Source organism: Falsirhodobacter xinxiangensis, assembly GCF_004959935.1.
Lineage (GTDB): Bacteria > Pseudomonadota > Alphaproteobacteria > Rhodobacterales > Rhodobacteraceae > Falsirhodobacter > Falsirhodobacter xinxiangensis.
In genome coordinates, this window is sequence record NZ_SMYN01000008.1 from 143,729 (window position 1) to 157,072 (window position 13,344).

Consider the following 13,344-nt stretch of genomic DNA (forward strand, 5'->3'; position numbering starts at 1 on the left):
GGGGCGGGTCATCCCCGCCCCTGTCAGGTCAGGCCGAAAGAAAACGGTCCTGATACTCGTTGCGCTTGGTGACATACCAGCTTTCCTGGATCGGCCACCACCAAAGTTTCTGAAGCGCATCATCGGGATAGGCGGCGGCAAAGAAGGCCTTCGCCTCGTCCGAGGTCAGCTCCGCCGACCCCACGGCGGTGGAGTTGATCGAGGTGGCGTTGGTATACATCGCCCCCGCTTCGGGCGTCAGGAACCAGTTGATGAAGGCATAGGCCGCGTCGAGGTTCGCAGCCCCGGCCGGGATCGACAGACCCTCCATCCAAGCCAGCGCGCCTTCCTTCGGCGCGATGAACCCGACCGGCAGCCCTTCGCGGGCCAGCGCGGCGGCGGTGGAATCCCACGTCTGGCCGACAGCCGCGCCGTTCACGCGGAACGCGCCCTGCGCCTCGTTCTCGTTGTTCCAGAACTGGATGATGTTGCCCTTGCGCGCGATGGCCTCGGCCACGATCACGTCGAAGATCTCGATCTGCGCTTCCGGCGTCTTGAACGCGTCCAGAAGCGGGCGCGGCAGCTTGCCCTCGGCCTCCAGCCACAAGCCAAGGCCAACAAGGCTGGAATGGGCGCGGACGGTGGCAAGGCCCGCAGACTGCTCGCCCCAGATGTCGCCATAGGAGGCGGTGCCATATTCCAGCGGCATCTGGTCCCGGTCGAAGGCCACGGCCTCGGTGCCCCAATCGGTCGGCACCTGGTAACGCTTGCCATCCACGACCGCGCCAAGGTTGACCGAGTTTTCCCACGCGCTGGGCAGAACCTTGGCAACCTCGATCTTGCCTTCGTCCAGCGGCTGGATCAGCCCGTATTCGACATAGTTCGGAACCCGGTCCACCGTCGGCCAGATCAGGTCGAACCCGCCGCCATTGTTGGCACGAAGCTGGTTCAGCAATTCGTCATTGGTGCCATAGGGCGTGAAGTTCGGGGTGATCCCGGTCGCCTTCTGGAACGCGCCCAGAATCTCGTCGTTCAGATACCCCGCCCATGCGAAGATGTTCACCGTGCCGCCCTGCGCCATCGCGCGGCGGGCGATGAACGGGGCCGCCAGCGAAAGCCCTGCCGCCGCCGCGCCGCCTTTCAGCACTCCACGCCTGTTGAAGCCAGTCATCCCGAATCTCCCTTCTTGGAACAAGCCTTGCCGATCCGCATGCGCGATGAACAAGACAATGATGTGACACCCGATCCATAGGCCAGCCTTGGGCAAAATCAACGCCCGATCAAGCCCGATCGCGTCGGCGGTCGCGGGCCGAAAAGACCGAATGACCCTTCCGCACGAGTGCAAAAGACTGTTACCGATTGGTCAACAAGCGGCGAGGAAGGCGAATTGCGATGACCAAGGCGAAAGTGCGGCCGCTCCCCATTGTCCCGCTCTGCTCGATCGGGGCGTCTGCGGGCGGCATTCATGCGCTTCAGGATTTCTTCGGCCGTATCGATGACCAGCTTGGGCTGGCCTATGTCGTCATCGTCCACCTGTCGCCCGAACATGACAGCCAGCTTGGCGAGATCATCGCCCGCCGCACCCGGATGCCGGTGTTTCAGGTCGATGACGACATGGTGCTGGAGGCGAACCACGTCTATGTCATCCCGCCCGACCGCGAGCTGATCATCGATGGCAACGCGATCAGGGCACTGCCATTCACCGAACCGCGCGGCAAACGCGCGCCCATCGACGGCTTCTTCCATTCCGCCGCCACGGGCCGGGGCGACGGAATGGCCGTGGTGCTGAGCGGGGCCAATTCCGACGGCGCGCTTGGCGTGCGCAAGGTCAAGGAGGCGGGCGGCGTCATCCTTGTCCAAGACCCGCAAGAGGCCGAATACGGCATGATGCCCCGCAGCGCCATCGCGACGGGCGTGGCCGACTTCATCGAACCGATCCCGCGCATCGTCGAACGCGTGGCCGAGGTCGCGCGCAGCAAGAAGGCCATCCAGCAGATCGAGGAGGAGGAGGCCGAGGAAGACCTGCGCCGGATCGTCAGCTTCCTGCGTTCGCGCACCGGGCACGACTTTTCGTCCTATAAACGCGCGACTGTGATGCGGCGCGTGATGCGGCGGATGCAGGTCACGCGCGTCGATACGCTGGCCGCCTATCACGACTATCTGCGCGACAACCCCGAGGAGGCGCATGACCTGTTCGGGGATCTGCTGATTTCGGTCACCGCCTTCTTCCGCGACCCCGCCGCGTTCGATGCGCTGGGCAGCGAGGCGATCGGCGCCCTGTTCGACAGCCTTGAGGACGAGGGCACCTTGCGCATCTGGTCCGCCGGCTGTGCCACGGGCGAGGAAGCCTACAGCCTTGCCATCATGTTGCTGGAGGAGGCCGAGCGGCGTCAGGTCTCGCCCTCGATCCAGATCTTCGCCACCGATCTGGACGAAGCGGCGCTGGCCACCGCGCGCGAGGGTCGATACCCCAAGACCATCGACGGCGACGTGACCGAACACCGGCTGCGGCGCTTCTTCGTCGATGACGGCACCCATTACCGCATCCGCAAGGAATTGCGCGACATGGTGCTGTTCGCCCATCACAGCGCGCTGAAGGACCCCCCCTTCATGCATCTGGACATGGTGACCTGCCGCAACCTGCTGATCTATCTGGAACGGGACATGCAGCGCCAGCTTCTGTCGCTGTTCCACTATGCCCTGCGGCCGGGGGGGTTCCTGTTCCTCGGGTCGGCCGAAAGCATCGACACCACGCCCGAATTGTTCCACGCGCAGGACCGCGAGGCGCGGGTGTTCAAGGCCCGCCCCCGCGCCGTGCGGGGGGTCGAATTGCTGACACAGCAGCCGCGCGAACATCGCCCGACCATCTTCCCCCGCCTGCCCGCCGAAGGGCGCGACCGCACCGGATCGCCCCCGCCCGTCGCCCACAAGATCGCGCTGGAGGAAGTCGCCCCGCCCAGCGCCCTTGTGGACGAGGAGCAGCGCGTCCTGAACCTGTCCAAGAATGCGGGCCGTTACATCCAGCCCCCCGAAGGCCCCATCAGCATCCTTCTGCCCGAATTGGTGCGCCCGGAGCTGCGGGCGGAGCTGCGCCGCGCGCTGGACCGCGCCCTTGCCGCACGCGAGCCGACGCTGACTCTGCCGGTCAACGTGCAGTTCGAAAGCGCGACGCGCCGCGTCATCATGCATGTCGCCCCGCTGACCGGCGACGACCGCATCGCCCCGCAGGCGCTGGTCCTGTTCATGGATGCGGGCGCCGTCCACTCCACGACCGACGCCGAGCCGGGCACCGGGTCGGAGGGCGACGACCGTCTGCGGCGCATCGAGGAGGAACTTCGCACCACGCAGGAACGGCTCGGCGCCAGCCGCCGCGAACACGAGGGCGCGATCCAGGAACTGCGCGTCGCGAACGAAGAACTCCAGTCCATCAACGAAGAATACCGCCTGACCGCCGAGGAGCTGGAAACCAGCAAGGAGGAACTCCAGCTGATCAACGAGGAGCTTTCCACCGTGAACGGAGAGCTTGAAAGCAAGCTCGACACCATCGCGGCAGCGCATAGCGACCTTCAAAACCTGATCAACGCGACGGAAATCGGCACGCTGTTCCTCGACACCGATCTGCGGATCAAGATGCTGACCCCGGCGGTCGAACGTCTGTTCAGCGTGACCGACAGCGACATCGGACGCCCGATCTCGGATTTCACGCACAAGCTGAACCTCGACGGGGTCGAAGGCGATGCCGCCCGCGTTCTGCGCGACCACGCCCCGATCGAGGCCGAGGTGTCCACCCGCGACGGGCGATGGCTGATGATGCGGCTGCGCCCCTATCTGACCGTGGGGGGCAAGATCGAAGGCGTCGTGCTCAGCTTCGTCGATATCAGCGCCCGGCGCGAGATCGAGGAGCGGCTGCGCGAAAGCGAGGCGCGCTATCGCGGGCTGTTCGATGCGATGGACGAAGGATACCTGCTGGCCGAACCCCTGCACGGGCTGGGCAGCGGGCCTGCGGATATCCTGATCCACGACGCCAACCCTGCCGCGCGCCGTCTTGTGCGCAGCGATCCGGTCGGGCGGCGCCTGTCGGAAATCGCGCCGCATCTGGACGATCCGTGGTTCGAACTGGCCGAACGGGTGCTGAAAGGCGGCGCGAGCGAACGGCGCGAGCTTTGGGCCAAGCCCCTTGGCCGCTGGTTCGAGGTCGGCATCTCGCGCGTGGGGACGACCCGTCTGGCCATCGTGTTCCAGGACGTGACCGTCCGCAAACGTCACACGGACGAGCGGGAACTGATGGTGGCCGAATTGAACCACCGGGTGAAGAACATGCTGGCGGTGGTGCAGTCCATCTGCCGCCAGACCCTGCGCACCACCCCCGACCCCGAGGCGTTCACCGAAGCCTTCAGCCAGCGCCTTGCCGCGCTTGCCCGCGCGCATGGTCTTCTGACGCAGGATCACTGGGGCGGGTCGGACCTGCGCGAATTGGCGATGTCGGTGCTGGACAGCTTCGCCCACGGCACGCGGCGGATCAGGATGGACGGCCCGGCGCTGCGCGTGCCGCCGAATGCCAGCATCTCGCTTGCGATGGCGCTGCACGAACTTGCCACCAACGCCACGAAATACGGCGCGCTTTCAACGCCCTCGGGCAAGATCACGCTGTCTTGGATGCAGAACGACTGCAACCTGCATCTTGCGTGGAACGAAAGTGGCGGTCCCGAAGTTATTCCGCCGACCCGAAAGGGGTTTGGAGGCAGGATGCTTGCCAGCGTCGCCCGCGAGTTGGGCGGAGACATGAAGCTGGATTTTGCGCCGCAAGGCGTCACCTGCCGCATCTCCTTTCCGCTTGAAAGGACGGCGCCCATTGCTGAAGACTGAACCGCTCCGCCTGTTGCTCGTCGAAGACGAGGCCCTTATCGCCATGGATCTTGAAGCGATGATCGAGGATATGGGCTACAGCGTGATCGGTCCTGCAGCGTCGGTCGATCAGGCGCTGTCGATCCTTGGCGATCTTTCCGCCCCCCCGGATGCCGCGATCGTGGACGCCAATCTGGGCGGATCGTCCGCCAGCCCCGTGATCGACGCGCTGCGCTGCGCCAATGTCCCCACGGTCATCGCCTCGGGATACGAGGCGGCGGAGCTGGAGAGCATGGGGCTGACCAGCCTTTTCCTGCGAAAACCCTACAGTGCCGAGACGGTCGAGACGGCGCTTCACCACGTGCTGAACGGGATAGAGCCCGTCCCCGCACGGGAATTGTGACATGAAAAAGGCCATCGTCACGGGCGGCGCGGGGCTGATCGGCACCGCGATCTGCGCGGCGCTTGCAGATGCGGGGTGGCAGGTCGCATCCTTCGATCTGCAACCCACATCGGCCAAGGCGCGGCATGTGCGCTGCGATGTCGGGGATGAATCTTCGGTCGCCGACGCCTTTGCCGAACTCGGGTGGAGCGGGGTGGATCTTCTGGTGAACAATGCCGGGATCGCGAACCCCGATACCGGCCCCATCGCCGATCTGTCGCTGGAGCGTTGGCGACGGATCGTGGACAGCCATCTGACCGGCACCTTCCTGATGACGCGCGCCGCCGTGCCGCTGATCCGGCAGGGGGGCAGCATCGTCAACATGACCTCTACCCGCGCCGTCATGTCCGAACCGGGGACCGAGGCCTATGCCGCATCCAAGGGTGGTCAGGCGGCGCTGACCCATGCGCTGTCCATCAGCCTTGGCCCGCGCATCCGCGTGAATGCCATCGCGCCGGGCTGGGTTGCGGCCGAGGGTGGCCTGCGCCCCATCGACCACGCCCAACACCCCGCAGGCCGCGTCGGCCGCCCCGAGGATGTGGCGGATGCCGTCCTCTATCTGGCCGGGGCGGGGTTCATGAACGGGCAGACCCTGACGCTGGACGGCGGCATGACGCGGCGGATGATCTACGAGGACTGACGGGTCATCCAGCGCGCGGCGATCGGCGCGCCAAGGATGACGATGAAGATCCGCACCAGATGGTGCACCACCACAAAGCCCAGATCGGCCCCCGCGATGATGGCCAGCATGGTCATCTCGGCCTGTCCGCCGGGGGCGAAGGCAAGGAAGCCTTCGACCGGCGGGGCAAGGCCGGTCAGGGTCACAAGCTCGGTGAACGCTGCCGCCAGACAGGCGAGGATCAGCACGAAGGCCGCGCCCGACATGACCGTGTGCCGCAATTCGCGCAGCGTCACCCCGACATAGCTGACACCGATGCCGGTCCCGATCAGGAACTGCGCCGCCAGAAGCGCCTCGCGCGGGGGGCGCATGTGCAGCACGCCCCCCAGCGACAGCGCCATCGACAGGAACAGCGGCCCCATGATCGCCGCGCCGAACAGCCCCACCTTTTCGGCCAGCTTCCAGCCGACGACCGCGACCACCGCCATGATCGCCATTTCGTGCCACGGCAGATCGGATGCAGGCGCGCCCACCGGGTTGGTCAGCGTCACGCCATACAGCTGCGACAGCACGATGGGCGCGACCGTCATGATCACCAGCATCCGCGTCACATGGACCAGGGAAAGCTGGCGCACGTTCGCCCCGGCCTCCTGCCCGAAGATGGTCATGTCCGCCGCACCGCCCGGCATCGCGGCATAGAAGGACGTGATCGGATCGAACCCGCAGACGCGGCGAAAGAACGGCACCCCGATCAGGGCGATGGCGCAAATATAGACCGGCACCAGCATCACCGACATCGCCATCGTCGGCAGCTTCATCAGCAGTGCCGAGGTGATGGACGTGCCGATGGCGATCCCAAGCACGCTGCGCGCCGCGACCGAGATCTGACCAAGCCCCCGCAGCGGCAGGCCGACCAGCGCCGCGATCAGGCAGGCCGCCATCGGCCCGAACAGGAACGGCAGCGGCAGGCCCAGCCCAAGGAACGCCCCAAGCCCGGCAAATGCGACGATGGGGGTCAGGGCATGGCGTTGGAATGCAGCCTTCATGCAGACGTCTCGTCTCCACCACGCGGGAATCGGGGATGCGCCTTTTATCAACGACTTCCCCAGCAACGGAAACCCCCACTTGCCAAGCCGGGGGCTGGCTCCACTTCCTGAAAGAGGATCAACCGAGGGAGGCACTGATGGCGGGGACACACCAGCCGCAGACCGGAACATCCGGCCAGCCTGAACTGCAACGGGTCATGGGCCCGAAACTGCTGCTTCTGTTTATCGTGGGCGACATCCTTGGCACCGGCGTCTATGCCCTGACCGGCACCGTGGCGGGCGAGGTGGGGGGCGCGGCCTGGGCGCCGTTCCTCGTGGCGTTCATCGTCGCGACCATCACGGCGCTGTCCTATCTGGAACTGGTCACGCGATACCCGCAGGCGGCGGGGGCGGCGCTTTATGCCCACCGGGCCTTCGGCATCCATTTCCTGACCTTCCTCGTGGCCTTCACCGTCATGTGCTCGGGGATCACATCCGCCTCGACCGCATCGAACGCCTTCGCGGGGTTCATGAACGACGGCTTCGGCTTCGGCTTTGCCGATGGCGGCAGCGGTATCCTTCTGATCGCGCTTGGGTTCATGGCGCTGGTGGCGGCGATCAACTTTCGCGGCGTGGGCGAAAGCGTCAAGGCCAACGTGGTGCTGACCTGCGTGGAGCTGACGGGCCTTTTGATGATCATCTTCATCGGCTTCTGGGCGATGAGCCAAGGGCGGGCCGATTTCTCCGAAGTGATGGTCTTCACCTCGTCCGAGGAGAAAAGCGCCTTCATGTCGCTGTCGGCGGCGACCGCGCTGGCCTTCTTCGCCATGGTCGGCTTCGAGGATTCCGTCAACATGGCCGAGGAGGTGAAGGACCCGGTCCGCATCTTCCCCAAGATCATGCTGACGGGTCTGGGGATCACCGGCGTCATCTATGTGCTGGTGTCGATCACCGCCGTGGCGCTTGTGCCGGTGGGCGATCTGTCGGACCCGTCCAAGGGATCGGCGCTGACGCAGGTGGTGCGGGCGGGGGCGCCGAACCTGCCCTTCGACACGATCTTCCCGTTCATCGGCATGTTCGCGGTCGCAAATTCGGCGCTGATCAACATGATGATGGCCAGCCGCCTTCTGTATGGCCTTGCCCGCCAAAGGGTTCTGCCCCACGCGTTGGGCCTTATCGATCACCAGCGCCGCACGCCTTGGGTCGCGATCCTGTTCACCACGGCGCTTGCCTTCGGGCTGATCTATTTCGTGGTGACGCGGTCCGACACGCCGGCCGTCAGCCTTCTGGGCGGGACGACCTCGCTTCTGCTGCTGGGCGTGTTCACGGTCGTCAACATCTCGCTTCTGGTGCTGCGCCGCGTGCCGGTGAAGCATGACCACTTCCGCACGCCCGCCGCGCTGCCTTGGCTGGGGGCCGCGACCTGCGCCTTCCTTGTCGGGCCGTGGGCGCGAAGCCCGGCGCAGATGGGGCAATACCGCGTCGCCGCATGGCTTCTGGCGATCGGGGTGGTGTTGTGGCTCGCGACGTGGATCTGGAACCGTGCCACGCACAAGCCGCATCCCGGCAGTCTTGAAGACATCGAGGCGCTGGCCGAACGCCACGGGGATTCGACGCGGAACTAGCCGCAGAAGCTTTCGGGCGCGGCCGGCACGCTGGCCGCGCAAGATGCGATCAGCCGGCCAGCAGCGTGGCGACGCGCCGCAGTGCCAGACGGTATCCTTCGGTTCCAAGCCCCGCGATCACCCCATCCGCCCGCAGCGAAACATAGGAATGGTGCCGAAACGCCTCGCGCTTGTGCACATTCGAGATGTGGACCTCGATCACCGGGCCATCGAAGGCATTCAGCGCATCCAGCACCGCGACCGAAGTATGGGTCAGCGCGGCGGGGTTGATGACGATGGCCGCACCTTCGTCCCGTGCCTCGTGGACCCAGTCCACGATCTGCCCTTCCCAGTTCGATTGCAGGAACCGCAGGCTGTGGCCCAGTTCCGCCGCCAGCGCCACGCAGTCGCGCTCGACATCGGCCAGCGTCTCGGCGCCATAGATCTCCGGCTCGCGCTTGCCCAGAAGGTTCAGGTTCGGGCCGTTCAGGACAAAGATGGGTTTCATGCGCGCCTCCGGGGTGGGTTCCCACTCCTCGCCCGGATCGCGCGGGGGATCAAGCGGCTTGGCATCGTCGTCGCGACTCATATGATGGGATGAAACACTGGGGGACGCATGACAGCCATTCATCCGCATCGGTCCGGAACGGGGGAAAGCCCGCTCTGGTGCGCCGCGACATCCAGCCTGTGGTGGGTGGACATCACCGGGATGCGCCTGCACCGCTTCGACGGGGCGCTGCACAGCTGGCAGCTGGACCAGCCGGTCGGCCCCATCGCGCTGACGGATCGCGGCAGGCTGATCCTTGGGCTGAAGACCGGCTTCGCGCTGTTCGATCCGGCAGACGGATCAACGCGCTTTCTGTCCGCGCCGGAACCGGACCGCCCGGCGAACCGGCTGAACGACGGCGCGGTGTCGCGCGGGGGGCGTTTCTTCGCCGCCAGCGTCGCGGGCCCGCCGGACCAGCCGCTGGCCGCGCTGCACCGGCTGGACCCCGGCGGCCCGGTGCAACTGCTGGACGGGCTGCATGTCGGCAACGGGCTGGCCTTCAGCGCCGACGACCGCACGATGTATATGTCCGATTCCTGGGCGGCGGTGGCGACGATCTGGCGGTTTGATCACGACCCCGAAACGGGCGAGATTTCCAATCGCCGCGTCTTCCGCACCCTGACCCCGGAGGAAGGTCGCCCCGATGGCGGCTGCGTCGATGCCGAAGGGTTCTACTGGTGCGCCGCCATCGGTGCGGCGCAGCTTTTGCGGCTGGACCCGGACGGCGCCATCGAACGCCGCGTCCCCGTGCCGATGACCCGCCCGACCAAGATCGCCTTCGGGGGCGCGGATCTGGAAACCATCTATGTCACCAGCATCGCTGGCGAAAACCCGCAGAACGACGATGGCCGCACGGTCGCACTGAACCTCGGCATCCGCGGCCTGCCGGAACCCATCGTGATCGAAAAGGACATCGTATGAAGGAAATCCTCGCATTCGGCGACAGCCTGACCTGGGGCGCCGATCCGGCGGGCGGGCCGCGCCATCCGTTCGAGGCGCGCTGGCCGAACACGCTGGCCGAGGCGCTGGCGGGCCGCGCCCGCGTGACTGCCGACGGTCTTGGCGGGCGCACCACCGTCTATGACGACCCGACCGGGCCGACCCTGCGCAGCGGCGCGCGCGATCTGCCGACGGCGCTTGGCGCGCATCAGCCGCTGGATCTGGTCATCATCATGCTGGGGACGAACGATCTGAAACCGTTCCTGTGCGGCACGGCGCTGGGCGCGGTGGCCGGGATGCGCCGTCTTGTCCAGATCGTGCAGACCTATCCGTTCAAGGAAGGCCGCCCGAAGGTCCTGATCGTCGCCCCGCCCGCCTGCGTGAACACCGCGACCGGCGGCCCCGCCCAAGGCCGCTCCATCGCCGAGGCAGAGGCCATCGCGCCCCTTTATGCGGCGCTGGCCGCGGAAACCGGCTGCGCCTTCTTCGACGGCGGCAGCGCGGCCAAGGCATCGCCGCTGGATGGCGTGCATCTGGATGCGCCGGCCACGGCAGCCTTGGGCCGCGCGCTTGCCCCGGTCGTGTCCCAACTTATATGATAATTGACAGATGCTATCATATCTGGCTTTCTGAACGCCAACGCGGCCCCCGCTCGGGCCGCGGTTTCGGGAGGCACTATGAAACATCTTCTTTCCACGGTCGCTGCCGTCGCGCTGGGCCTTTGCCTGACGACAGGCCGTCCCGCACTGGCGGAAACGCCGGATAACCAGTTGGTCATCGCCCTGTCGATGACCAACATCCTGACGCTCGACCCTGCCGGGATCACCGGGCGCGACGCGGTGCAGGTTCTGACCAGCGTCTATGACAACCTGATCGTCCCCAACCCGGAAAAGCGCACGGAATTCCTGCCGCGCCTTGCCGAAAGCTGGGAGATCGCCGAGGACCGCTCCTCGATCACGTTCCACCTGCGCGAAGGCGTGACCTTCGCCTCGGGCAACGAATTCACCGCCGAGGATGTGGCTTGGTCGTTCAAACGGCTGATGACGATCAACCTTGCGCAGGCATCGTTCCTCAAGACGCGCGGCTTCAACGCCGACAACGCCGACGCCTCGTTCGAGGTGATCGACCCGCAGACCTTCCGCATCAACCTGCCGCAGGCGGACGATCCGAACTTCATCATGATGGTTCTGTCGCAAGCCGGCCCCGGTTCGATCATCGACAGCAAGCTGGCGCTGGAGAACGAAACGAACGGCGATCTGGGCGCGGCATGGCTGAAGACCAACTCGGCGGGATCGTCGGCCTATAACCTGCGCGAGTGGCGGTCGAACGAATATGTCATCCTTGACCGCAACGACGAATACTGGGGCGAGGAACCGGCGATGCGCCGCGTGCTGATCCGCCACCTGCCGGAATCGCAATCGCAGCGCCTGCAACTGGAACGCGGCGACATCGACGTGGCCTATGCGCTGCTGGCCGCCGATCTTCAGGCGCTGTCGAACACCGACGGGATCGAGGTCGAAACCACCCCCGGCGCGGGCTTCTATTACCTTGCCGTGTCGATGAAGGACGAACGTTTCGCCAATGCCAAGGTGCGCGAGGCGCTGCGTTACCTGATCGATTACGACGGCATCAACACCGCCGTCATGCCCTTCTATGGCGTGCCGCACCAGCGCCCGCTGTCGTCTGGCGTGATGGGGCTGCTGCCCGATCCGGGCTACAAGCTGGACGTGGAAAAGGCCAAGGCGCTGCTGGCCGAAGCCGGGTTCGAATCGGGGATGCGCGTCACCCTGCGCGCCCTGTCCGAACCGCCCTTCCTGAACATCGCCACCGCGATTCAGGCGACGCTGGCCCAAGCGGGCATTCAGGCCGAGATCATCACCGGTTCGGGCGACCAGATCTATGGCGCGATGCGCGAGCGGAACTTCGAGCTGATCGTCGGTCGCGGCGGCGGCGGCCAGCAGCCGCACCCGGATTCGAACCTGCGGTCGATGGCCTACAACCCCGACAACTCGGACGAGGCTGGGCTGACCAACTATCAGGCATGGCGCACCAGCTTCTATGACGAGAAGCTGAACACGATGATCGTGGATGCGCTGCTGGAGCAGGACGACGCGCAGCAGACCAAGGATTACGAGGAAATTCAGGTCTATATCGAAGACGTGGTCCCCTCGATCCTGCCGTTCTCCGAAGTGGTCGATACCGCCGCCTATCGCGACGATGTCGAAGGGCTGGTCGTGAACCCGTGGATCACGCGGTTCGAGACGGTCACGAAGAACCGCTGAACGACAAGGGGCCCCGCGGGGCCCCTTTTTTCATTTGAAGATCGGGTCCTGCGTGAAGGGCCCACCCATGAAGATGGCGTTCGGATGGTCCGGCGCGGGGCGTTCGACCGATTGTTCCAGTGCGGCGCGGAAACCTTCTGCGTTGTCCTTCGGCTTCCAGCCAAGATATTTCGCGTGGCTGTTGTCCCACCACGACGAATCATTGTCCGACATGCCCCAGATGATCGGGCAGCCCAGCATCGGCGTTTCCAGCACCCGGTCCACCAGCGATTCGAAATCGTCATAGGACAGCCAGGTGGACAGCATCCGGTGGTTCTTCGGCTCGGGGAAGCACGACCCGATGCGGAGGATGGCCGTTTCCTGCCCGAACTTGTCGAAATACAGCCGCGCAAGCGCCTCGCCGAAGCATTTGGACACACCGTAAAGACCGTCCGGGCGCATCGGGGCAGTCACGTCGATCTGTTCGTCCTGACGATAGAATCCGACCGTGTGGTTGGAACTGGCGAACAGGATGCGCGGATGGCCATGCGCCCGCGCCGCCTCGTAAAGGTTATACATCCCGACGATGTTGCCGTTCAGGATCTGGTCGAACGGCCGTTCGACCGACACGCCGCCAAGGTGGATGATGGCGTCGCAGCCTTCGACCAGCCGGTCCACCGCGGCCGCATCGCCCAGATCGCAGGTCACGATCTCCTCGTTCGGGGCGGCTTCGCCCATGTCGCCGATGTCGGACAGGCGCAGGATCTCGGCACGCGAGGCAAGGCGCTGGCGCATCACGCTGCCAAGCCCGCCCGCCGCGCCGGTGATCAGAAGTCGCTTCACTGGATATCTCCTCGGTTCCGTGATTGAACCTATCATACAGGCCGCCAATACAGGGTCAACCAAGCGCCGCAACGGAAAAATCTGCCTCGGCGATACAGTGTTTGTTGTGCACGACACCCAGATTGCATCAAACACATAATACAAGTTGTTGACGGCCGTCAGGGAAGTAGGGTATCCACATCACAGGAACCGCAGGACAAGGGTCACAACATGCAACCTCAGGACATCAAGCAGAGGCTC

General features: G+C 65.5%; 11 protein-coding genes. 7 read left to right on the plus strand and 4 right to left on the minus strand.

All coding sequences use genetic code 11. The features are described from left to right. Positions 1-28 precede the first annotated feature (28 nt). Complete coding sequence (locus tag E2K76_RS11805; RefSeq protein ID WP_136684510.1) at positions 29-1,150, minus strand: extracellular solute-binding protein; 1,122 nt, start codon at positions 1,148-1,150, stop codon at positions 29-31. A 221-nt stretch (positions 1,151-1,371) separates the two neighbouring features. Between E2K76_RS11805 and E2K76_RS11810 the strand changes: the two genes are divergently transcribed. The 3 genes from E2K76_RS11810 to E2K76_RS11820 are packed head-to-tail and all read left to right on the plus strand — an operon-like array spanning position 1,372 to position 5,906. Beyond that, complete coding sequence (locus E2K76_RS11810) at positions 1,372-4,845, plus strand: CheR family methyltransferase (protein ID WP_136684511.1); 3,474 nt, start codon at positions 1,372-1,374, stop codon at positions 4,843-4,845. Beyond that, on the plus strand, positions 4,832-5,227 hold the full coding sequence (locus tag E2K76_RS11815; RefSeq protein ID WP_136684512.1) for a response regulator: 396 nt from the start codon (positions 4,832-4,834) through the stop codon (positions 5,225-5,227). Before E2K76_RS11810 ends, E2K76_RS11815 begins: the two co-directional genes overlap by 14 nt. 1 nt (position 5,228) lies before the next feature. Further along, positions 5,229-5,906 (plus strand): SDR family NAD(P)-dependent oxidoreductase, encoded by a 678-nt coding sequence (locus tag E2K76_RS11820; RefSeq protein WP_136684513.1) that lies wholly within the window; start codon positions 5,229-5,231, stop codon positions 5,904-5,906. Here E2K76_RS11820 and E2K76_RS11825 read toward each other — a convergent pair. Next, a complete protein-coding gene (locus E2K76_RS11825) occupies positions 5,894-6,931 on the minus strand; it encodes an AbrB family transcriptional regulator (protein WP_136684514.1) in 1,038 nt (345 codons plus the stop codon). The two genes, E2K76_RS11820 and E2K76_RS11825, sit on opposite strands and share 13 nt — an antisense overlap. Before the next feature lie 137 nt (positions 6,932-7,068). On the opposite strand from E2K76_RS11825, the gene E2K76_RS11830 reads away from it, so the two are divergent. Continuing rightward, positions 7,069-8,535 (plus strand): APC family permease, encoded by a 1,467-nt coding sequence (locus tag E2K76_RS11830; protein WP_169053291.1) that lies wholly within the window; start codon positions 7,069-7,071, stop codon positions 8,533-8,535. A 49-nt stretch (positions 8,536-8,584) separates the two neighbouring features. On the opposite strand, the gene aroQ is transcribed toward E2K76_RS11830, so the two are convergent. Continuing rightward, a complete protein-coding gene (gene aroQ, locus E2K76_RS11835) occupies positions 8,585-9,022 on the minus strand; it encodes a type II 3-dehydroquinate dehydratase (protein ID WP_136684515.1) in 438 nt (145 codons plus the stop codon). A 108-nt stretch (positions 9,023-9,130) separates the two neighbouring features. On the opposite strand from aroQ, the gene E2K76_RS11840 reads away from it, so the two are divergent. The 3 genes from E2K76_RS11840 (at position 9,131) to E2K76_RS11850 (ending at position 12,282) form a co-directional block, all read left to right on the plus strand. Next, a complete protein-coding gene (locus E2K76_RS11840) occupies positions 9,131-9,982 on the plus strand; it encodes an SMP-30/gluconolactonase/LRE family protein (protein ID WP_136684516.1) in 852 nt (283 codons plus the stop codon). After that, positions 9,979-10,599 (plus strand): SGNH/GDSL hydrolase family protein, encoded by a 621-nt coding sequence (locus E2K76_RS11845; RefSeq protein ID WP_136684517.1) that lies wholly within the window; start codon positions 9,979-9,981, stop codon positions 10,597-10,599. The genes E2K76_RS11840 and E2K76_RS11845 overlap by 4 nt, the downstream gene beginning before the upstream one ends. Before the next feature lie 78 nt (positions 10,600-10,677). Beyond that, positions 10,678-12,282: an ABC transporter substrate-binding protein gene (locus tag E2K76_RS11850; protein ID WP_136684518.1), complete on the plus strand. Its 1,605-nt coding sequence runs from the start codon at positions 10,678-10,680 to the stop codon at positions 12,280-12,282. 30 nt (positions 12,283-12,312) lie between these two features. Here E2K76_RS11850 and E2K76_RS11855 read toward each other — a convergent pair whose 3' ends face one another. After that, a complete protein-coding gene (locus E2K76_RS11855; protein WP_136684519.1) occupies positions 12,313-13,104 on the minus strand; it encodes an NAD-dependent epimerase/dehydratase family protein in 792 nt (263 codons plus the stop codon). Positions 13,105-13,344: the final 240 nt, after the last annotated feature.

Bases quoted from the DNA above. Each gene is read 5' to 3' on its own strand.
- E2K76_RS11805 (WP_136684510.1), bottom strand. From the start codon at position 1,150: ATGACTGGCTTCAACAGGCGTGGAGTGCTGAAAGGCGGCGCGGCGGCG.
- E2K76_RS11810 (WP_136684511.1), top strand. From the start codon at position 1,372: ATGACCAAGGCGAAAGTGCGGCCGCTCCCCATTGTCCCGCTCTGCTCG.
- E2K76_RS11820 (WP_136684513.1), top strand. From the start codon at position 5,229: ATGAAAAAGGCCATCGTCACGGGCGGCGCGGGGCTGATCGGCACCGCG.
- E2K76_RS11825 (WP_136684514.1), bottom strand. From the start codon at position 6,931: ATGAAGGCTGCATTCCAACGCCATGCCCTGACCCCCATCGTCGCATTT.
- E2K76_RS11830 (WP_169053291.1), top strand. From the start codon at position 7,069: ATGGCGGGGACACACCAGCCGCAGACCGGAACATCCGGCCAGCCTGAA.
- aroQ (WP_136684515.1), bottom strand. From the start codon at position 9,022: ATGAAACCCATCTTTGTCCTGAACGGCCCGAACCTGAACCTTCTGGGC.
- E2K76_RS11840 (WP_136684516.1), top strand. From the start codon at position 9,131: ATGACAGCCATTCATCCGCATCGGTCCGGAACGGGGGAAAGCCCGCTC.
- E2K76_RS11845 (WP_136684517.1), top strand. From the start codon at position 9,979: ATGAAGGAAATCCTCGCATTCGGCGACAGCCTGACCTGGGGCGCCGAT.
- E2K76_RS11850 (WP_136684518.1), top strand. From the start codon at position 10,678: ATGAAACATCTTCTTTCCACGGTCGCTGCCGTCGCGCTGGGCCTTTGC.